Here is a 19,443-nt window from a genome sequence, read left to right on the forward strand (position 1 = left end):
TAAATATGAAAGGATGTAAATTTTGGGATCAATTAAAAAAACTATTTATGACGAATCGGTTTTCCCTCACGACCATATTGAGCTCGAAAATCTTTACAGAATTATCACCGAATTTTCTATCGATTGGATCTACTGGTTAGACCCTCACAATAAATTAATTTATAACTCACCTTCCTGTCGTTACATTACAGGTTATTCGAAAGAGGACTTTTTTTCCGATCAGTCATTATTAATTAAAATTATTGCACCGGAAGATAGAAAGCGTTTTATTTCTCATACACGCGATGTTATTAGAGGAAAAGTTTTTTGCTCAGAAGAATTTAGAATAATTACTAAAGACGGACAAACTAAATGGATTGCTCATAACTGTCAGGCAGTATACGACGACAATAATAAATATATCGGTAGATACATTAACAACCGCGACATAACCGAAATAAAAAAGGCACAGGAAGAAGTACGTTCCAGGGACAATCAGCTGAGTAACATTTGCAATGAAATAAAGATCGGTTGCTGCAGAATATCTCCATCTGGGAAATTGATTTCGATAAACAAAACTCTGCGAAAGATGCTGGGTTACAAATCCGAAGAGGATATCGACAAAGAAAATTTCGAACAGAATACATTTTTGAATCTTGAAGAACATAACAAATACAAGCAAGAAGCCGCCGCCGGTAAAATCGTTAAAAATATTACTACAGCCTGCATCAGCAACAAAGGCAGGATATTGTATTTCAAAGAGACACTCATACCTGTTAAGGATGCGAAAGGGAATATCGTCTACTTCGATATTAGCTTCATTGATATTACAAAACAACAAGAAGCAGAGTTAAGCCTTTTAGAAACCGAGGCACAAAAAAAGAATCTTGAAAAATTGAAAACTGAATTCCTTGCTACAATTTCTCATGAAATACGCACGCCTATTAATGTTATTCTGAATCTTGTTCAAATTCTTAAATCAGATTTAGCCAGCATGGATGTTGACAGAGAGATAATTGAAAGTACAGCTATTATTGATACTGAAACGCGCAGGATACAGCGCACAATCGGATTAATTCTCGAAATGTCCCAACTTGCAGCCAACAATTTCGATATTAACCCTGAACCCGTTGATTTATACAAATTGATTAAGGAGGTAGAAGCAAAATATATCGACGAAGCCCGTAAAAAAAATATTAAATTATTGGTAGTTAACGAAACCGACTCACCCGTAATAAAAGCTGACAAATACAGCTGCCTTCAAATATTCACACAGTTAATAGACAATGCCATTAAATACACTCCCGAAGGCGAAGTTCTTATTTTGATTGCAGAGCATTCAGGAAAAATTAGTGTTGAAGTGAGAGATACTGGAGTTGGGATTAAAAAAGAATATATACCGTATCTTTTTTCGACCTTTTCGCAGGAGGATAACAGTTATTCACGAATGTTTGATGGCACTGGTTTGGGACTAGCAGTTGTAAAAAAACATTGTGATTTGAATGATGCCGTAATTGAGGTTGAAAGTCAAAAGAATGAAGGGAGCGTTTTCAGAGTAATCTTTGATAAAGTTTAGTTATTATCAGAATATGAATGAATTCAAACCGATAACAAAGTTGTTTCCGTCCAGTTGATTTAATTTCCATGTAAATTCCAGAACAAAAGGACTTATCAGGTGACCGATTCCGAAACCCGCTTCAATAAAAGGATGGATAAATAATTTTGGTTCATTGTTCATAATTTGCCTGCTTTTTTCCGATAGGTTAATTAATGCTGCATTCAAATGAAGAGTAAAGATTAACCTGGAATTTTTCATAAAAGGGATCAGGCTAAATAATTCATCTTTAAAATCATGTTCGGTAAAAATTGCCAGACATCTATCGCCATACACTTCGCCCGGTCTGATCGTTCTGAAAGAAAATGATTTACCGGCTGAGTTGATATTGCCTGAAAGAGAATGTAACATTTGTATAGGGACAGCTCCTTTTGAGTAAAAAAATTCTGCAATAAACTGAAATTCAGCTGCACCGAAAGTTCTAGTGCCTCCTTTCATGTCAACTTTGTAAGTACTGAATTCAATTGAACTGTTGAGCAAATCCTTATTGCTGCTAAATATTTCCCCGTTCAACAGGAGATATCCTTTGTCGTTGTTGATTCTTCTTCTGGTATATCCGTCCTCAATATATTTTCTGAAATCGAGATTAATTCCAAACTTAAAGCCGTTTATATTTCCGTCGAAGATTTGTTTGTTAGCACTGAATTTTCTATCCCGATAAAAAAATGAAAAATCAGAATTATTCACCGAACTTTTGTCGGTACGCAATACAATACCACCGCTAAGGTTCATAAACGGTAGTAAGTCGCCACCGAAATAAAGTTCGATTCCTTTTGAATAATAGTAATCCATAAAATCATATTTATAGAAGAGACTTGAAATAGTTGAAGTAAACTTATTATAAGAAATGGCATCGCCAAAGAGTTCGTATAATTTATCATAGGCTTTGAACCCAACAAAACCCGTTCTGTAAGTTCCGAATTGATATTCGGCAGAGAGTCCAACGTTTGTTTTTCTATCGTTAAAGCCGTATGAAATTTCAAATTCGGAATTAAGTCTTCTGTTCAAGGCTTTTTCCAGCATTACATTTAAACTTACCAGATGACCCGACACTTTATTAAAGCTATATAAAGTCAGAGGTCCGTTAACACTCAGGTTACGCCATATATTCAGGCGCGGCGAAAGTAAGGAAAAATTATCCCAGAATGTTTTTTCGATTCCACTTAAACTATCAATTCTTCTGTAAGCTTCGAGTTCCGTAATTGAATAGGGGATTGTCTGTACTGAAAACCAGTAGAGAGAATCCCTGCTATCAGCTTCGGGTAATACTTTAATTGTTGCATAATCAAAATTCAGATCGATTTTGTCGTTGATGCAATAATCGAAGAAAATGGTATTAACATCGAAAGCAAATTTTATAGCATTAAAAATGTTGCCCCCTACCGACAGTCGATAATCGATTGGCATATAGACATCTTCATAAGGATAGAATTGCTGCGATACCGATATACTGTCGAGGAATCCACCCGGAAACCCGTACTTGTTCACATGAACTTTAAGTCCTGCCAGTGCAAATGTTTTATCAGCAATTAACAATATTCCTTTAAAACCTTTGTCGGTAGTGTCCCTCGGCTCGAAAGTTACTTCGAATATTGCGGTGTTATCCCGTGTTAATGTATCGGATATGATGAAGTAATAATAATCGAGGGCATCGTCGGCTAAAGGACTTTTAAGCGGTCTATTAAAAAAATCAATCTCTTCCCTGTAAAAATCCTTTAGCAATCTCGCACCTGTGATAATATTAATTTCAGATGGAGTATTCGCAGTTTGTTTTCTGGCCAAAATTATTTCTTTAAAGTTATCGGGTTTACGGAAATATCCTTTGCTTTCGTTTTCAATAATTCCAGTAATCTTTAAGTCTTCGGAATTCTCGCTCGTGCTAATTCCCAAACTTTTATCAGTTGCTTCTAAATCTTGGTTTGTTTTAATCAGAATTTTAGTGAAAGCATGATATTCATAAGAATCAAGTATCTGTTTACGGATTTTCTTGTATTCGATGGCTTTTGTCATCAAAGCTAAGGCGGGATTTTCCACCGGCAAAACAGTTACCTGTTCTAAAACAATGGCAGAGCGTGTTAACCTGAAATTGACTGTCGTATCTCTGTTCAAATCTATCAAAGCTGTATCCGATTTATAACCAATAAAAGAAACAATAAATTTATATCTACCTTTATCGAGCTTTAAAAAATAGTTTCCATCTTCATTGGCCGAGGTTCCTCTCAAAGTACCTTCAATTCTCAAATTGGAATATGGCAGTGCATTGTTTTCTTCGTCTGTTATTTTACCGGTGATATTGTACTGCTGAGAAAATATAAGGAGTGGAAATATTAGCAGAGTAATAAAAAATAATTTTATCATACGTTTGCGTTTTTTATCTTAAGTAATAAAATAGTGTAGTTATTAAAATATACAAAGGGATGAACTTATGAAAGGTAAGATAGTCATTGCAGGTGGTACCGGATTAATTGGACAGGCCTTAACTTTGTTTCTAAGAAATAAAGGATATAAAGTAATCGTTTTAACAAGGAACATTCCAAAAGATATTCTTGAAGATATTGAGTACGTGACGTGGAATTATTATGAACAAAGCGAATGGATAAAATCGATCGAAGGCTCAGAAGTTATAATAAATCTGGCTGGAAAGAATCTGGCTTCGGGCAGATGGAATTCCGAGATCAAAAAGTCAATCCGAGAAAGTCGTGTGAAACTTACGCAAAATTTGGTAAAGTCATTTGCTTTAATGACGCACAAACCATCATATTTTATATCGGCTTCTGCTGTAGGATATTACGGCAATACTACAAATCCTGTTGACGAGAATTCGCCTCAGGGAAATGGATTTTTGTCTGAATTAACAGCTGAATGGGAAAAGTCCGCTTTAGAAGCTGAACAATTGGAAGTACGGACTGCATGTTTGAGATTCGGAGCAGTATTAAGTGCTAAAGGCGGAGCCTTGCCCAAAATAATCAAGCCAATTAAATATTTTGCAGGCGCCGTACCTGGTTCGGGTAAGCAATTTTTCCCCTGGATTCATATTGAAGACGCGGTGAGAATGATTGATTTTCTTATGGGAAAAAAATCAAGTGGCATTTATAATGCAGTAAATCCTGATACAATCACAATGGAAGAACTAATTAAAACCGCTGGAGAATTATTAAACAGACCCGTTCTTTTTAGAATTCCTGAATCATTAATTCGATTGGTGATGGGAGAAGCTTCCGAAATTTTATTAAGCGGCGCTCCAGTAAGACCGAAAAGAATTACTTCTGAAGGATTTAGTTTTACATTTCAGAATATAAGAGAGGCTTTGGAAAATTTGATTTCTTGATTATTCAAACCAGGAAACAATTTCGAAACCGCCCGTCCCAGGGAAAGCAGGGGGACTGAGCAGCATTAATCTATCATCATATCTATATCTTTTATTATATCCATGAATGATATATGTATTACCCCACCAGTCAGTAGTAAACTGTCCTACTGGCCCTCTGGTATATTGAGTAATGCCACCATAAAGTTTAATAGTGCCTCTTGGAGAACCGTGCTGATAATCTTGTACAGTGAACGAACCTCTTTCTGCATAGATTGCAGCCTGTATTATGATATCGTTACTGTTGGGAGTATTGTTTACAATGACTACATCACGTTTTGCAACCAATCCAATTACATCAGTCGAGTTTGGATTGGTTTCAGGATTATTATAACAAACTATATTGTCTTCAAGAAAGATTTTACCCCGATTGCTCCCAGTTCCTGAAACTCCAACCGTATATTGTCCTTTGACTGTACCGCTAACATGAAGTTCTGCGTTTTCCACATAGATAACGCCATTTGGTGCAAACGTAGAAGCGAGTTCATAATTCCATGGTGAGCCTGTGCTATAACGGTATCTCACACTGTCTCCTCTGAATTCGAGATAAACTTTGTTTTGTCCGCTTATAATTCTGCCGCCTGCAGCAGCCGCCGTTCCAACTCTTTCAACGCCGTCTTCAGGAATATCTTTATGTACACCTGTTTCAAGACCACCGTAGAAATGTGGATTTGCAGTGTTCGAATATTTTACTACTTTGCCATCAATTGTTACTTTTCCGTAAAATACCGGTTCGTCGGCTACTCTCAATTGTCCGTTCGTATGAAATGGGCCCCAAACCGTATCTCTTGTAGTCCACCAGATATTTGCTCCCTCTGTGTCAGAAAAATAGGCGTATTTTGAAAAGCTACTTGGCTTTAATAAAATTTTGACGGTTGAAGAAATTCCTTTATAATTAGCAATTGATGTAATCTCTCTTAAATCCTGCGAAGGATTAATTGTAACCAGACTTATACTAATAGTACCACCGTCAAAATTATAATTATAATTGCCGTCTGGTAGATCATTATTTAAGAAAACTTTATTTGCTATTAAGTTTACTCCTGCAGTAGCAATATGATGAGCTTTTGTTTCGTAGAAATAAGTAGCCATATTATCGACTGTCTCGGTCGACATACGATTGAAATTCATGCCGGCGACCATAAAAACAAGGCTGAATCCGAGCACTAACAATATTGCAGCTTTACCACCCATTAATATACCTTACTATCTATTACCCAAATTTCTTGCGGCCAGTCTGATTTGACGCCATATAACTCTTTTGTCAAACGAATAATCATTGCCGTATGCGTACGGATTTTCAACTGCGATATCAATTTGTATAGTCGAAATACCCAAAGGTGGAGCCTCAGGAAAATTCGTAATTTCATTTCCAAGTGCATCATAGTATGTAAGCTTGAATTTTGTAATTCCGAGGTTAGCTCCTTTGGGTGTTTCATTATTAACCACTCTGTAAAGTATTACATCATTCGGATTGGGAGTCTGAGATGTCAGGGTATCATTCGGGTCAATATAATAATAAATTTCGTCGGGAACTCCGTCCCCAAGAGGATCAGTAGTTGTGACTATATCTGTTAAAAATCTAATTCCATTTGAATCGGCATATAGAATTGCCTTTGTAGGATCGGGAATTTTTGACCAATCTTTACAATAACCGATTTTACGAAAATCGTATTCGAGCAGTCTAACCACTTCAGTTAAATTTTGCTGAACAATTTTTTCACCGCTGAAATTATAATTATTTTCAACGGCCGCGTCGTTCATCCTGAATAGGATCAAAAGGAGCATTCCACCGACTATTGTTGAACCCAATATGTCTAATAATGTACTGAATCCCATTTTTCACCTGAAATACCAATAGCTAAAAACAGTAGACATCGACACTGTATCGGACATGCTATCGCTGAATACTTTTACCACTATTCTCTTATGCCATGTTCTATTGGACGATACTTGTTCCGGATTGTCAGGGTCCACATAGTCGACCTGGCAGAGGGTATTGTAAACTAAAAGGCTGTCAGTTCCTTCCAATCTTATTGTGTCGGCTTTCGGTACGTAGCGGTAACAATTATAATCATCAAAATCATTGAAGGCCTCTGGATTGCTCGACGATTCCCCACTTTCAATGCCGAGATTCTCTGGTAAAGTCAGTTGCGATAGCGAGGTTAGATCCGTCGTATCGCTCTCGTTATCAAAAGCCAGTCCTGTCGCTCTTTCAATTGTTGATGTGGCTAATGAAATGCCCATAATATGATAACGACTGTCGTACATTGTAGTTGTCGTGGTCATCAAACCCCTATTGACATTCAATATTACCGTCGTCAGCAGAAAGATAGCCCCGATTGTTATTAACATCTGTCCTGTATTCATCTTCAACCCTTCTGAAGAGCTGATATTCTATTTACTAGCTTCAAAATGCGTGCTATTTATTAAATTATCGAAAACAGACAACATTTTATTTAATGGCTTTGCTCGAATGTAAATTTAACATGTAAAATTTGCAGAGGCAACTAATATTAGAGATTTATATCACAAAGTTATTATATTATCAACAAACTATTATCTGGATTACACAATGGATGCAATATCGATACTGGTACTAATTAATTTAATAGTATCAAGCAGTGCAAACTGGAGTGGCGCGCGCAAAGGACTAAAAACATCGATTACAAAAGTAGTAGAGCGACCGGCTACTTATCTTCAAAAAATTCCACCAAATATATCTGCTTTGATAATAGTATTGATTATTCTCTCATTCTTCGGTGTCGGCACTTTGAATAACCTTAGCGATGAAAAATTTCTCTACGTCAGGACAATCGGCTTATTACTTTACATTGTTTTTTCATGGTTGCAAATTAAGTCTTATAAAACGCTCGGGGATTATTATACACAGGACGTAGCTATATTGAAAAACCACAAATTAATTACGAATGGACCTTATCGATTCATTCGTCATCCACAATATCTGAGTCAGGTACTGAGCGATCTGGGTGCTGGCTTGGCTTTTGCGAGTTACTTAATCATACCAATTGTTCTGTTGGTTGAATTGCCCCTATTCGTACTTAGGGCAGTCCTGGAAGATAAATTGCTCGAAAAACACTTGGGCGAAGAGTACAGAAACTATAAAAAATCAACTTCTTTTATGATACCTTTTATTGGGTGACCTGTAATGAAATTTATTCATCTCCTTTTATTAATACTATCATTCACAATTACGGTTTCGGCTCAGCGTTTATACCAACTTTCGGTTGAATTACCTGATACTTCAGCTCATCTTTCTTTTGTAACAAAAAAAGGAAACATTTACATATCGGCAACCGAATTTGCATCGATTACTTCTGCCGGGGTTTATTATACCGACAAAACTCAAAAAGTCGAATTAAAATACGAATTATATAATATCAAGCTTACAGCCAAGAGCCAATTTATAGTTTTAACCGACAAAAATTCGGGCAAACAGGAAGTTTATCAATTACCCTTATCCACACTATTTATTAAAAACGACGTCTTTTTTCCCTTGTCGTATATGATCGGCTATCTCGAGAAAACTTCGGGCTACAACATTAAATTCATCCCATCCAGAAAACATTTAATTTTATCGAAGAAGCCTTTATCAGAAGAAAGTCTGCCTGCAGATAGAAATTTTTATGACGTTCAAAATATTAGCGTAGAAGAGAAAGCGAATGGCTCATTAATAAGATTAAAAATTTCCGAGCGCGTGATTACTCCGCGAATTTCGATAAAAGACAACAAACTATTTCTTTTTTTCTCTTCTGAAAAAATCAATCCAGAATTAGTAACTCAATTTAGTCCCAAAGGATTTATCAAATCAATTAGACTTATAAATATCTCACCGAATAGCAAACAGATAGAATTCGGATTATCAGGCGATTATTCCGACGCCGAAATAATACGCAATCCATCAAACGGAGAATTAATTGTAACCGTTCACAGCAAATTGTTTACTGCTGATAATAATCCCCCTCTGGAGAAATGGATTTTTGATACAATTGTAATTGATGCCGGGCACGGCGGCAAGGACCCTGGCGCCATCGGGACAACGGGCGTAAAAGAAAAAGATATCAATCTCAAAATTGCTCTCGAACTCGGAAAATTGATTGAGAAGTCAGTACCAGAAGTCAAAGTGGTTTATACACGCACCGACGACAGCTTTATTGAACTTTATAAAAGAGGTAAAATTGCTAACGAAGCAAACGGTAAATTGTTCATATCGATCCACTGCAATTCTATGCCAAAGAAAAAAAGCACTCAGAGAGGTTTCGAAGTTTATCTTTTGAGACCCGGCAGAACTCAAGAAGCCATAGCTATTGCAGAATTTGAAAATAGTGTAATTGCATACGAAGATAATCCAGATAGATACAAGGAACTGACGGATGAAAATTTTATACTCGTGAGCATGGCTCACTCACAATATATGCGCTATTCTGAAAAGTTTGCTGAAATTCTTAACGATGAATGGAAGAGAAAAGTTAATATCCCGACTAACGGCGTTAAACAGGCTGGATTTTATGTGCTGGTTGGCGCATCTATGCCGTCTGTATTAATTGAAACAGGGTATATTTCCAATCGACACGACGAGGAGTATCTTAAAAGTAGCAAAGGCCAAAAAGAAATAGCCGAATCGATTTTCAACGCAATTATTAAATACAGAGAATATTATCACAAAGAAATAATCTCAAATTAATTTGTTTTATAATCGTGGTAATAATAACTTTACATTCAAAATTCAGGAAAGGAATTTAAAAATGACAAATGCACAGAAATGGCTTACTGCATTTTTTGGTATTTTTTTGTTGCTCTTCATTCTGGGCAGAATTCTTCAAAAAGAAGAGACGTTGTCGCTGCCCGAAAATTATTCCGAAAAAACGATGCAGTCGAATCAGGAGTTGGACGCAATGACATTAATTCGACAGAATGGATGTGTATCGTGTCATGGTCAAAACCTCGAAGGCAGCACGATTGCTCCTGCACTGGTAAATATAAAGGAACACTGGACACGGGATAGATTAATTAACTACTTGCGTAATCCATCGTCTTACAGCAGCGACGAACGTTTTAAGGAATATAAATTAAAATATAAAAACATAGTAATGCCAGCCTACAACAATCTGGATGTAAAAGACCTCGGGAAAATTGCAGACTTCTTACTAGAAAAATAATTTTGAAGGGACTTTAATGTAAGTTTAGGAGGCTGTCAATTGACAGCCTCTTTTTTTTGTAATTAATTAAGCTTTGTCGTTACTGCCAAGCACGTTTACAATTTTGTGTTTGTAGAGTTCTTTCAACGCCTCGCGAGCAGGACCGAGATATTTACGCGGGTCGAATTCTTCCGGATGTTCGTTCAAGTATTTTCTGATTGCGGCAGTCATTGCAAGTCTTCCGTCGGAATCGATATTGATTTTGCAAACAGCCGAGCGGGCAGCTCTTCTAAGTTGTTCTTCTGGAATTCCTACTGCATCTTTCAGACGTCCACCATTATTGTTGATGATTTTTACCAGCTCTGGTGGCACTGAAGAAGCGCCGTGAAGCACAATCGGGAAGCCGGGTATTCTCTTTTCGATTTCTTCAAGAATGTCGAATCTCAACGGCGGAGGAATTAAAATTCCGTCTTCAGTACGTGTACACTGCTCTGGTTTGAATTTATTCGCTCCGTGCGACGTACCAATTGATATTGCAAGTGAATCAACACCTGTCTTTTTAACGAAGTCTTCAACTTCTTCGGGTTTTGTATAATGAGTAACTTCACTTTGCACTTCATCTTCAATACCGGCCAAAACACCGAGTTCACCTTCAACTGTAACATCGTATTTATGAGCGTATTTAACCACCTGAGCGGTCAATTCCACATTTTTTTCGTAAGGATGATGTGAACCATCAATCATTACAGAAGAAAAGCCCATTTCGATGCACGATTTGCATAATTCAAAAGTATCGCCATGATCCAGATGCAATACAATCGGAATTTTATATCCAAGTTCTTCAGCGTATTCTACGGCACCCTTTGCAAGATTTTTCAGTAAAGTTTGATTTGCATATTTACGTGCCCCGCTGGAAACCTGAAGAATGACGGGCGATTTAGTTTCAACACATGCACTTATAATTGCCTGCAACTGTTCGAGATTATTAAAATTGAATGCAGGTATTGCATAACCGCCATCGACTGCTTTTTTGAATAATTCCCTGGAATTAACCAGACCCAATTCCTTGTAGGATATCATAATTCCACCTTTTTATATTAGTTTGTAAATATTAACTAAACAATTATATAAAAATCTAAGTACTAAATAAAGAAACGACTAAAAATTTACGACAACACCGATTCCGAATGTCAGCAAGTCAGTTCGTGAGCGTCTTATATTGTAACGCACTTGCGTTGCAGAAATAATTTCAATGTCTTCTTCGGTGAGATATTCGGCTTCGGTGCCGTATAAGTATCTGATTTTAACATCAAGATGGAGCGACTTTATTCCTGGTATGTTGTCGGTAAGCAAAAACAGGCTTCCAAATCCGCCACCATAACTCCAGTTGAAATCGTCAAAATTAGTATCTTCTGCGAAAGGTTCATCTGAATGTCGACTTTTGACTTTTGATGTCGTGAAAAGATACGACCCACCAAACAAGCCTTCAAGATATGGCTTAAATACACCTTCGAATGGCGATAGATAAAAAAGGAGATGCGCATTGGCCATATTATTCATTCTTTCTACATCCAGAAAGACCTCTGGAAAGCCGGGAAATGGCCTTGATTCTGAAACCTCGCCATAGACCATATAACTAAAACTAAGTCCAAAAGTATATGGCATATCATGCGTTGTTTCCCACAATTGCCCCTGAAACTGGATACCATAGCCAAGACGGTCTACATTATTTTTAAATTCACCCTGCGGAATCCCAAGCATAAAAGCGCCTCCTACACTCTGACCGTAAACAATAAAAGCCATAAACAGAATTAGAATAATTATTCTTTTAACCATTGTAGTCTTGTTTTTGATGTTCAATATAAACAATTAGAATACAACATTCTTCTTGTAGGCGCGAATAAGAAGATTGTGATACTCTTCATAGTTAATTTGGACTGTACCAAACATTTTGAGATGCTCGTTTTCGTATTGAACATCGAGCAACACAAAGCCGCGGTCATTCAGTCGTTCGATTAACTTTATCAAAGCGCATTTTGAAGCCTGGGACACGGCGGAAAACATCGACTCGCCAAAGAAAGCGCCTTTGTAAGTTACACCGTAAAGTCCACCTACTAATTTATTTTTCTGCCATACTTCGACTGAATGCAGATGGCCCAAATCATAGAGTCCTTTGTAGGCTTCGATTAATCTTTCTGATATCCAAGTGGAAGGTCGATTAGCACACTGACGTACGACTTCCATGACGGCTGTATCGTAACGATATTCGAAATCGACCGATTCCATAAATTTTCTGAGGGATCGCGGTACATTATAGCCATCCAGTGGAATGATAGTGCGGATTTCAGGTAGGTACCAATTGATTTCACCTGTAGATTCAGCCATCGGGAAGGCGCCCCTTGCATAAAGTTGAATCATGTTGGTGGGAAGTAGCAGATCGTCAGGAAAATTATGATTATCAGTCATCTACATCGACTTCGAATTTAATAATATCGTATCCTTTCTTTGATTCAAAGCCGGCAAAACACGCTCCTGTAAGCACCAGAATCATTCCTATCAAAAAAGCAATGACGATCGGAATATTCAGGTAATCCAGTGAAAAGAGATAGCCGATTCCAAGGAGCATCGACGTGAAAACAAATAGAGCTACAGCGGCAACATAACTGAGCACAGAATTTCTGATCAAACGCACGCGATAAACGAGCAGTTCAATTTGTCTGGCTATACTTACAAGACGTAGATTTTCCGTTGTAGAAAGAGGCTTGTCGCCTACTTTGACAAAAAGTTTTCTTTTTTCTTCGTTGAGTAGACGAATACGATTAACTACAAGCGAATATCTATTGTTAATTCCCAATAGAAGCAAGCCGCAGGCGCTTATCATCACAGCAGGCGCCAGCATAAATTGAATCAGATTCTGTGCATTAATGTCGAACATAAAATTATTTTGCATAAATATAATTGTGTAATACTTCTATAGTTTCCTTTTGAACAGTAAGGTCGAATTCAAGCAGGTCCCGCATAGCCAGTATTCCCGCTAATTTTCCTTCTTCAATTACGAGGATATGACGTGTCCCTTTGTCCTTCATTTTTTTAAGACATTCCTGATGAGATTCATTTATGTCGGCAAGAATTAGTTCTCTGGTCATTACATCGTCAATTTTTGTTGTTTTGATATCAAGCCCTTTTGCAATTACTCTTTTCACAAGGTCTCTTTCAGAAAATACACCCACGAGCTTACCTTCGTCATCCAGAACCGGTACAAGTCCTATGTTATGCTCTGCCATAAATTTCACCGTATCTACAACGGAAGTTCCCGTTTTTACTGTAAATATATTTCTATTTTGAAGCAACTCTTTAATTGTCTTCATAATCCCTCCTATTAAGCCTTAACGTCCTATTTAAAGTACGTAATGAAACTCAATAAATGCAAGAGAAAAAATTTAAGCCGACGCCAGGGCTTCCAATTCTTCGACAGATTTGGGAATTTTTTTGCCTAGAACGCGTGCACCATTATCTGTTACTAATATATCGTCTTCTATTCTAATGCCTCCAAAGTCTTTATATTTTTCTAGCCTTTCATAATTAATAAATTCAGTGAACTTATTTTCCGCTTTCCACTTGTCTATCAATTGAGGAATGAAATAAATTCCGGGTTCAACTGTAATTACAATTCCCGGTGCAAGCGCTCTGGCATATCGGAGCGACTTCAGACCGAACTGAGAACTTCTTTTAATTCTATCGTCGTAACCGAAGTTGCCCTCCCCGAAATTTTCAAGGTCATGAACGTCGAGCCCGAGTAGATGCCCCAAACCGTGTGGGAAAAAGAGCGCGTGTGCTCCCTTCACAACTGCCTCTTTTATATCTCCCTGCATCAACCCGATTGTTTTTAGTCCCTCAGCAATTACAGATGCAGCTTTCAAATGGACCTGTTTATAACTTCTTCCTGGTTTAATAAAATTAATTGCTGCAAGCTGGGCCGATAGTACGATATTATAAATCTCTTTTTGCCGTTCCGAAAATTTTCCGCCGACGGGGAATGTTCTTGTGATATCGCTGGCGTAATGTTCCAGACTTTCGGCACCGCTATCGTGAACCACCAGGTCGCCTTTCTTTAAAATATTATTATGTGAATGGTTGTGGAGAGTTTCGCCGTGTTTCGACAGAATCACAGGGAAGGACAATCCTCGTCCCATTGAATAAGCAAGTCCCTCTACATAGCCTGCAATTTCTTTTTCGATAATGCCGGGTTTAGCCATTTTAATTGCACCGATATGCATTTCGTACGAAATATCGAGAGCTTTTTCAATTTGTTCGATTTCTTCTTTAGATTTAACCGCACGTTGTTCTGCAACTGCACGTATAAGGCTTTGCGATGCATATTCATTAATTCGAAGAGCATCGATGCCGAGCAGGATCTGGAGTTTAAGCATATTTTCGTGGCGGTATTGAGGAATAAAATGGATTCTTCTTCCTTTCTTAATATTGTCGGTTAAATATTGTTGCAAATTTGAAAGCGGCTCTGATTTTCCAACTCCGACGAGGTGTGCTTTTTGTTCGACAGATTTTTGCGGCCCCATCCATACAATGTCATCGATATCAAAATCATTACCAAAAAGAATTTCTTTATTTTCGTCGATATCTATCACTCCTGCAAAATTTGGTTCGTCAATGCCGAAATAGTAAAGGAATGTGCTATCCTGCCTGAAGCGGTATGTGTTATCTGTATAGTTCATCGGTGCTTCGCCGTTTCCAAGAAATAATATTATTCCCTCTTTAATCTTCTTTTTTATCAAATTTCTTCTTTTGATATAAATTTCTTTTTTAAACATACATTCACCTTTATGTTTTCGATCACTACTTTAAGATAATCGACATTTTTTTCATAACAAACTAAAAAAAATAAAATAAGTTTTTCTATTTTCAGAACCATAAAATAAAATAGATTGAAAAATGAGTAAGAGCGGATTAAAATACGCATTGAGTGCTGTATTTTTATGGTCTACGGTTGCAACTGCATTCAAGTTAACCCTTACAGGAATGAATTATGCTCAACTTTTATTTTACTCTTCGTTAACAAGTACATTGATTTTTGCATTTTTCATAATCCAGAGAAAAAAGTGCGTTGGCGAAATTCTGCTTTCGAAAAATCACATCAAAAACAATATACTGCTTGGCCTGCTCAATCCTTTTCTTTATTACCTCGTTTTGTTCAAGGCATATTCACTATTGCCCGCGCAGGAAGCTCAGCCTCTCAACTATACATGGCCAATTATAATTTCAATCTTTGCAGCAATTTTTCTGAAGAACAAAATTAATTTTAGAATTATTGCCGGATTAATTTTAGCTTTTCTGGGAGTGATCATAATTGCCACACGCGGATATATTTTTTCACTTCATTTTCATAACATACTTGGTGTGAGCCTCGCATTGGGCAGTTCATTGTTATGGGGTCTCTTCTGGACTTTTAATTTGCTCGATAGTCGTAAGGAAGACGAGAAATTATTCGGATCGTTTTTCTTCGGTACAATTTATACATTCATCTACATTTTAATATTCGATTCGTTTTCGATCATATCTTACAAGTATTTAATAGGAGCGATTTATGTTGGATTTTTCGAGATGGGTATAACCTTTGTTTTATGGCTTAGAGCTCTACGTCTTAGTGAAAATAAAGCTCGCACGGCAACTCTGGCATACCTTTCACCCTTCATCTCTCTTTTGTTTATCTGGTTAATATTGGGTGAAAAGATGATGCTTTCGTCTATTGCAGGATTAGTATTGATTGTAAGCGGGATAATAATACAGCGTCTTAACGATTCTCTCCCAAATTGAATTCTTTAAGAGAAAAAGTCTTTCCAATTTCGTCGAGTGCCACTTTGATTGGATATTTTGAGGCAGATTCTCGTAGCCATGCAATAGGCTCGTCGACCGGTTCGTTTCCCTGTCTGAATGTTTTAGTGTGTATCGGCACAAAATATTTTGCATTCATTCGAGCAGCCATTTGCAAAGCTTCCTCAGGATTGCAATGACTTCTACGCCAGGGGTTATAAGCTCCGATCGGCATTATTGCAACATCGACATTTTCATCCTTAAGTATATCGAATTCATCTGTCATCGCAGTATCGCCACCGAAAACTATTTTTTTATTTTGATATTCAATTAGATATGCATTATAGCTTCTTCCATCTTTGAAGAAACCACGTGAGCGGTCTTTCTCCCACGGGAAACGCCATCCAAAATGCTTTACCTTCAGGGCTCTGAAATTAATTCCGTCAATTTTAAGTTCGTCGCCCCAATCCATAATATTGAGAGACTTCCAGGGAAGGTCTTCGATAACATCGCCTGTTAAATAAGAGGTAATAACGTCTATTTTCGATGGATATTTTTGGGCAAAATATTTAAGCGTAGGATAATCCATGTGGTCCATATGTGCATGCGAAAGGAGGATAATATCCGGTTGTGGTATTTCATTTCGATTGAGTGCGGGCGGAGAAATTCTCGAAGGTCCAAAACTCGTTCCGAAAAGATACACACCAATTCGATCGAACAGAACCGGGTCTGTTAATATCCATTTCCCCATAATGTTGATTAAAACAGTCGAATGCCCGATCCAGGAAAGTGTTATGCTGTCGTTATCCCAGTTGGCCGGTTCAGGTCTGTATTTTAATTCAATACGTGGTTCGGCTTTGGTATTACTGCTACCGAATAAAAATGAAAAAACCGAACCGACTGTCAACAACGAAAGTTTATTTAAAAAATTTCTTCTGTTTACTGGCATAACACTCTTATCGAATTACGCGTATCCTGAAACAACAACACAAAATAAAAAATTCACTAAATCATGTAATAATCTGATTCGACAACTCGTTTGTATCGTCCGTTTTAATCGGAAAATTTTCGGAAAGAATTTTGCCCACGAGTTCGATTCCCTTTAGAATGCCGTCTGAATATTTTCCATTCATAAATTCGGACTGCATAATATCCCTTATTTCGTCCCAAGTAGATTGATTTACTTTTGAATTAATGCCTTCGTCAGCAAGAATATAGAACATTCTTCTGGGTAAAAGAAGATAGATTAAAATCCCGGTTCTGTCCCTCGTATTTTGCATATTAAGCTTTTTGAATTCTTCCTCTGCCAATAGTCGGATTTTTTTACGGGAAGCAAAAAAAGGGAGTTCTCCTTTAATAGCCAATCGAATTTCGCCAGAAGTAGATTTTTCTGCTTTTTCGATTGCCCTTGAAAAACGGAGAAAGTCGTCGTCTGTGAAATAATGATATATTAATTTTCTTTTCATATCTACTCGAAGTTTATGACAAAGATAAATGTTACGTTCATTAAAATAAACCCCGTAATTCCGAAAATTATTATATTTGCATCTGATTTTTTTCACAAAACGAGGTAATTATGCACAAGGTAGTTTTATTACGACATGGTGAAAGCGAGTGGAACAAATTAAATCTGTTCACCGGCTGGACTGATGTCGATTTATCAGAAAAAGGAATTGAAGAAGCACACCAGGCAGGCAAAATAATGAAAGAAGAAGGTTATACGTTCGATATCGCATTTACTTCTGTTCTAAAAAGAGCGATCAAAACTCTTTACATTGCACTGGAAGAAATGGATTTAATGTGGATTCCAGTAATAAAGTCTTGGCGTCTTAATGAACGTCATTATGGAGCGCTACAGGGTTTAAATAAAGCTGAGACTGCGGCCAAATACGGCGAAGAACAGGTAAAATTGTGGCGCAGAAGTTACGATGTACCTCCTCCAGCATTAGACGAAAACGATCCGCGGTATCCTGGTAAAGATCCACGTTACAAAGACCTCGACAAAAAAGACATCCCTTTGACCGAAAGTCTGAAATTGACAGTTGAACGTTTTCTGCCTTACTGGCATGAAACGATCGCTCCAACCATAAAAAGTGGTAAAAAAGTTATAATCGCAGCGCACGGAAACAGCTTACGCGCATTAGTTAAATATCTCGATAATATTTCCGAACAAGAAATTGTTAATCTAAATATACCGACTGGAGTTCCTCTTGTTTATGAACTCGACGATAATTTGAAACCAATTAAACATTATTATCTCGGCGACCAGGAAGCAATCAAAGCAGCAATCGATGCTGTTGCAAAACAAACCGAAAAGAAGTAATAAGGTTGCATTCTTATAAGATAAATTTTATAATTGTCTGAAAAATTCGGGTCTTTTTTAAGACCCGAATTTTTATATGAAAATTAAGGAGAAGATCGGCTTTCCAGTTGCTACGATAAAACCACAAAGGAGAATAATATGAAAAAAGTATTAATCGTTACGATCTTACTCCTGATTACTTCATCCCGCCTTATATCTCAAACAGTAATTGGAAAATACGGTGGAGAATTTCTCGCAATTGGAGTCGGCGGCAGAGCTTCAGGGATGGGTGGAGCTCAAACGAGCCTCGTAAACGATGTTACCTCCGGTTACTGGAATCCAGCAGCTCTGGCACATATCGACTATCCTCAAGTAGCATTGATGCACGAAGAACATTTTGGAAGCCTCGTAAACTATAATTATGCGGCTGTTGCCATCCCTTACGATAAAGACATGAGTTTAGGACTCAGTGTTATAAGACTAAGTATCGACGGCATTCCCGACACAAGAAACGCATTATACGATTCAAACGGAGATGGAGTTATTGATATCCATACAGACCGTCTCGACTACTCGAAGATAACCGAATTCAACAACACTGACTGGGCATTTTTTCTTACGTTTGCTAAGCGACAATTAGATAATTTTTATTGGGGAGCCAGTATTAAAATTATCCGTAGAGACATTGCAGAATACAGCGCAACGGGAATCGGTTTCGATATCGGTGCATTTTATCAGCCGTTTAATTCCTTGCTTCTGGGACTCAACTTTCAGGATATTACCACTACACTCGTTGCCTGGGACACCGGAAGGAACGAATTAATTACTCCAACATTAAAGTTGGGCGCTGCATATTTAATCAATTTCTGGGAAGGTGTTCTTTCACCTGCCATTGATATCGACACCCGATTCGAAAATAGAAAATTCGCTTCCAATCTTAATCTCGGTCCTGTAAGTTTTGATTTCCATACAGGAATCGAATACAAGTACAAAAATATTGCTGCACTACGCGTTGGATATTCAGACGTAAAACAATTGACAATCGGCGCAGGTATTAAATTACCTAAAATGGTGATCGATTATTCCTACTCCCGAGTTAGCGGCAATCAAGACGAAACTCTTCCTGCATCACATAGAATTTCGCTGCTTCTTACGCTTGAAGATGTTCAATTCAAGCGTAAAGAATAGTCCC

Annotated in this window: 20 protein-coding genes; 8 read left to right on the forward strand and 12 right to left on the reverse strand. The window is 37.5% G+C overall.

Features of this window, described 5'->3' with window-relative positions:
• The first annotated feature begins 22 nt into the window (after nucleotides 1–22).
• A complete protein-coding gene (locus ACSSV9_RS01615) occupies nucleotides 23–1,555 on the forward strand; it encodes a sensor histidine kinase (RefSeq protein ID WP_437345461.1) in 1,533 nt (510 codons plus the stop codon).
• A gap of 6 nt (nucleotides 1,556–1,561) precedes the next feature.
• Here ACSSV9_RS01615 and ACSSV9_RS01620 read toward each other — a convergent pair whose 3' ends face one another.
• Nucleotides 1,562–3,952 carry a DUF5686 and carboxypeptidase-like regulatory domain-containing protein gene (locus tag ACSSV9_RS01620; protein WP_437345462.1) on the reverse strand — a complete coding sequence of 797 codons (2,391 nt, stop codon included), beginning with the start codon at nucleotides 3,950–3,952 and terminating at the stop codon, nucleotides 1,562–1,564.
• 67 nt (nucleotides 3,953–4,019) lie between these two features.
• Between ACSSV9_RS01620 and ACSSV9_RS01625 the strand changes: the two genes are divergently transcribed.
• Nucleotides 4,020–4,922 (forward strand): TIGR01777 family oxidoreductase, encoded by a 903-nt coding sequence (locus ACSSV9_RS01625; protein ID WP_437345463.1) that lies wholly within the window; start codon nucleotides 4,020–4,022, stop codon nucleotides 4,920–4,922.
• Here the strand turns inward: ACSSV9_RS01625 and ACSSV9_RS01630 are convergent, their stop codons facing one another.
• From ACSSV9_RS01630 to ACSSV9_RS01640, 3 genes are read right to left on the reverse strand one after another with little or no spacing between them, the layout of a single operon-like run.
• The gene (locus ACSSV9_RS01630; protein ID WP_437345464.1) at nucleotides 4,923–6,155 is read right to left on the reverse strand and encodes a DUF4900 domain-containing protein; all 1,233 of its coding nucleotides are present in this window, start codon (nucleotides 6,153–6,155) and stop codon (nucleotides 4,923–4,925) included. It lies immediately after the preceding gene.
• A gap of 12 nt (nucleotides 6,156–6,167) precedes the next feature.
• The gene (locus ACSSV9_RS01635; RefSeq protein WP_437345465.1) at nucleotides 6,168–6,800 is read right to left on the reverse strand and encodes a hypothetical protein; all 633 of its coding nucleotides are present in this window, start codon (nucleotides 6,798–6,800) and stop codon (nucleotides 6,168–6,170) included.
• Nucleotides 6,801–6,803: 3 nt separating this feature from the next.
• Nucleotides 6,804–7,331, reverse strand: a complete 528-nt coding sequence (locus tag ACSSV9_RS01640; RefSeq protein WP_437345466.1) for a hypothetical protein — start codon at nucleotides 7,329–7,331, stop codon at nucleotides 6,804–6,806.
• A gap of 205 nt (nucleotides 7,332–7,536) precedes the next feature.
• Between ACSSV9_RS01640 and ACSSV9_RS01645 the strand changes: the two genes are divergently transcribed.
• The 3 genes from ACSSV9_RS01645 (at nucleotide 7,537) to ACSSV9_RS01655 (ending at nucleotide 10,141) form a co-directional block, all read left to right on the forward strand.
• Nucleotides 7,537–8,124: a methyltransferase family protein gene (locus ACSSV9_RS01645; protein WP_437345467.1), complete on the forward strand. Its 588-nt coding sequence runs from the start codon at nucleotides 7,537–7,539 to the stop codon at nucleotides 8,122–8,124.
• 6 nt (nucleotides 8,125–8,130) lie between these two features.
• Nucleotides 8,131–9,666: an N-acetylmuramoyl-L-alanine amidase family protein gene (locus ACSSV9_RS01650; RefSeq protein WP_437345468.1), complete on the forward strand. Its 1,536-nt coding sequence runs from the start codon at nucleotides 8,131–8,133 to the stop codon at nucleotides 9,664–9,666.
• Between the two features lie 61 nt (nucleotides 9,667–9,727).
• On the forward strand, nucleotides 9,728–10,141 hold the full coding sequence (locus ACSSV9_RS01655; RefSeq protein ID WP_437345469.1) for a c-type cytochrome: 414 nt from the start codon (nucleotides 9,728–9,730) through the stop codon (nucleotides 10,139–10,141).
• A gap of 66 nt (nucleotides 10,142–10,207) precedes the next feature.
• Here the strand turns inward: ACSSV9_RS01655 and ACSSV9_RS01660 are convergent, their stop codons facing one another.
• The 6 genes from ACSSV9_RS01660 to ACSSV9_RS01685 all read right to left on the reverse strand — a co-directional run bounded on the left by ACSSV9_RS01660 (nucleotide 10,208) and on the right by ACSSV9_RS01685 (nucleotide 14,949).
• Nucleotides 10,208–11,200 (reverse strand): class II fructose-bisphosphate aldolase, encoded by a 993-nt coding sequence (locus tag ACSSV9_RS01660; RefSeq protein ID WP_437345470.1) that lies wholly within the window; start codon nucleotides 11,198–11,200, stop codon nucleotides 10,208–10,210.
• Nucleotides 11,201–11,278: 78 nt separating this feature from the next.
• Nucleotides 11,279–11,956: a hypothetical protein gene (locus ACSSV9_RS01665; protein ID WP_437345471.1), complete on the reverse strand. Its 678-nt coding sequence runs from the start codon at nucleotides 11,954–11,956 to the stop codon at nucleotides 11,279–11,281.
• 33 nt (nucleotides 11,957–11,989) lie between these two features.
• The gene (gene aat / locus ACSSV9_RS01670; RefSeq protein ID WP_437345472.1) at nucleotides 11,990–12,586 is read right to left on the reverse strand and encodes a leucyl/phenylalanyl-tRNA--protein transferase; all 597 of its coding nucleotides are present in this window, start codon (nucleotides 12,584–12,586) and stop codon (nucleotides 11,990–11,992) included.
• Nucleotides 12,579–13,070 (reverse strand): DUF2721 domain-containing protein, encoded by a 492-nt coding sequence (locus tag ACSSV9_RS01675; RefSeq protein ID WP_437345473.1) that lies wholly within the window; start codon nucleotides 13,068–13,070, stop codon nucleotides 12,579–12,581. The genes aat and ACSSV9_RS01675 overlap by 8 nt, the downstream gene beginning before the upstream one ends.
• A complete protein-coding gene (locus ACSSV9_RS01680; RefSeq protein WP_437345474.1) occupies nucleotides 13,060–13,488 on the reverse strand; it encodes a CBS domain-containing protein in 429 nt (142 codons plus the stop codon). Before ACSSV9_RS01680 ends, ACSSV9_RS01675 begins: the two co-directional genes overlap by 11 nt.
• A gap of 72 nt (nucleotides 13,489–13,560) precedes the next feature.
• Entirely contained in the window at nucleotides 13,561–14,949 is a 1,389-nt protein-coding gene (locus tag ACSSV9_RS01685) for an aminopeptidase P family protein (protein ID WP_437345475.1), read from the reverse strand.
• 121 nt (nucleotides 14,950–15,070) lie between these two features.
• Here ACSSV9_RS01685 and ACSSV9_RS01690 point away from each other — a divergent pair, with 121 nt between their 5' ends.
• The gene (locus ACSSV9_RS01690; protein ID WP_437345476.1) at nucleotides 15,071–15,952 is read left to right on the forward strand and encodes a DMT family transporter; all 882 of its coding nucleotides are present in this window, start codon (nucleotides 15,071–15,073) and stop codon (nucleotides 15,950–15,952) included.
• Here ACSSV9_RS01690 and ACSSV9_RS01695 read toward each other — a convergent pair.
• Nucleotides 15,930–16,898 (reverse strand): MBL fold metallo-hydrolase, encoded by a 969-nt coding sequence (locus ACSSV9_RS01695; RefSeq protein ID WP_437345477.1) that lies wholly within the window; start codon nucleotides 16,896–16,898, stop codon nucleotides 15,930–15,932. The genes ACSSV9_RS01690 and ACSSV9_RS01695 overlap by 23 nt on opposite strands.
• 61 nt (nucleotides 16,899–16,959) lie before the next feature.
• Nucleotides 16,960–17,415, reverse strand: a complete 456-nt coding sequence (locus ACSSV9_RS01700; protein ID WP_437345478.1) for a TPM domain-containing protein — start codon at nucleotides 17,413–17,415, stop codon at nucleotides 16,960–16,962.
• 110 nt (nucleotides 17,416–17,525) lie between these two features.
• On the opposite strand from ACSSV9_RS01700, the gene gpmA reads away from it, so the two are divergent.
• Entirely contained in the window at nucleotides 17,526–18,272 is a 747-nt protein-coding gene (gpmA, locus tag ACSSV9_RS01705) for a 2,3-diphosphoglycerate-dependent phosphoglycerate mutase (protein WP_437345479.1), read from the forward strand.
• 138 nt (nucleotides 18,273–18,410) lie between these two features.
• Nucleotides 18,411–19,439 carry a PorV/PorQ family protein gene (locus ACSSV9_RS01710; protein ID WP_437345480.1) on the forward strand — a complete coding sequence of 343 codons (1,029 nt, stop codon included), beginning with the start codon at nucleotides 18,411–18,413 and terminating at the stop codon, nucleotides 19,437–19,439.
• Nucleotides 19,440–19,443 lie beyond the last annotated feature (4 nt).

Origin of the sequence: Melioribacter sulfuriphilus (genome assembly GCF_051488685.1) — a bacterium.
Classification (GTDB): Bacteria; Bacteroidota; Ignavibacteria; order Ignavibacteriales; family Melioribacteraceae; genus Melioribacter.

Excerpts from the sequence above, each read along its gene's own strand:
- ACSSV9_RS01640 (WP_437345466.1), bottom strand. The coding sequence starts at position 7,331 with ATGAATACAGGACAGATGTTAATAACAATCGGGGCTATCTTTCTGCTG.
- aat (WP_437345472.1), bottom strand. The coding sequence starts at position 12,586 with ATGACTGATAATCATAATTTTCCTGACGATCTGCTACTTCCCACCAAC.
- ACSSV9_RS01625 (WP_437345463.1), top strand. The coding sequence starts at position 4,020 with ATGAAAGGTAAGATAGTCATTGCAGGTGGTACCGGATTAATTGGACAG.
- ACSSV9_RS01680 (WP_437345474.1), bottom strand. The coding sequence starts at position 13,488 with ATGAAGACAATTAAAGAGTTGCTTCAAAATAGAAATATATTTACAGTA.
- ACSSV9_RS01685 (WP_437345475.1), bottom strand. The coding sequence starts at position 14,949 with ATGTTTAAAAAAGAAATTTATATCAAAAGAAGAAATTTGATAAAAAAG.
- ACSSV9_RS01665 (WP_437345471.1), bottom strand. The coding sequence starts at position 11,956 with ATGGTTAAAAGAATAATTATTCTAATTCTGTTTATGGCTTTTATTGTT.
- ACSSV9_RS01710 (WP_437345480.1), top strand. The coding sequence starts at position 18,411 with ATGAAAAAAGTATTAATCGTTACGATCTTACTCCTGATTACTTCATCC.
- ACSSV9_RS01620 (WP_437345462.1), bottom strand. The coding sequence starts at position 3,952 with ATGATAAAATTATTTTTTATTACTCTGCTAATATTTCCACTCCTTATA.
- ACSSV9_RS01655 (WP_437345469.1), top strand. The coding sequence starts at position 9,728 with ATGACAAATGCACAGAAATGGCTTACTGCATTTTTTGGTATTTTTTTG.
- gpmA (WP_437345479.1), top strand. The coding sequence starts at position 17,526 with ATGCACAAGGTAGTTTTATTACGACATGGTGAAAGCGAGTGGAACAAA.
- ACSSV9_RS01635 (WP_437345465.1), bottom strand. The coding sequence starts at position 6,800 with ATGGGATTCAGTACATTATTAGACATATTGGGTTCAACAATAGTCGGT.
- ACSSV9_RS01660 (WP_437345470.1), bottom strand. The coding sequence starts at position 11,200 with ATGATATCCTACAAGGAATTGGGTCTGGTTAATTCCAGGGAATTATTC.
- ACSSV9_RS01690 (WP_437345476.1), top strand. The coding sequence starts at position 15,071 with ATGAGTAAGAGCGGATTAAAATACGCATTGAGTGCTGTATTTTTATGG.
- ACSSV9_RS01700 (WP_437345478.1), bottom strand. The coding sequence starts at position 17,415 with ATGAAAAGAAAATTAATATATCATTATTTCACAGACGACGACTTTCTC.
- ACSSV9_RS01650 (WP_437345468.1), top strand. The coding sequence starts at position 8,131 with ATGAAATTTATTCATCTCCTTTTATTAATACTATCATTCACAATTACG.
- ACSSV9_RS01675 (WP_437345473.1), bottom strand. The coding sequence starts at position 13,070 with ATGCAAAATAATTTTATGTTCGACATTAATGCACAGAATCTGATTCAA.
- ACSSV9_RS01645 (WP_437345467.1), top strand. The coding sequence starts at position 7,537 with ATGGATGCAATATCGATACTGGTACTAATTAATTTAATAGTATCAAGC.
- ACSSV9_RS01695 (WP_437345477.1), bottom strand. The coding sequence starts at position 16,898 with ATGCCAGTAAACAGAAGAAATTTTTTAAATAAACTTTCGTTGTTGACA.
- ACSSV9_RS01630 (WP_437345464.1), bottom strand. The coding sequence starts at position 6,155 with ATGGGTGGTAAAGCTGCAATATTGTTAGTGCTCGGATTCAGCCTTGTT.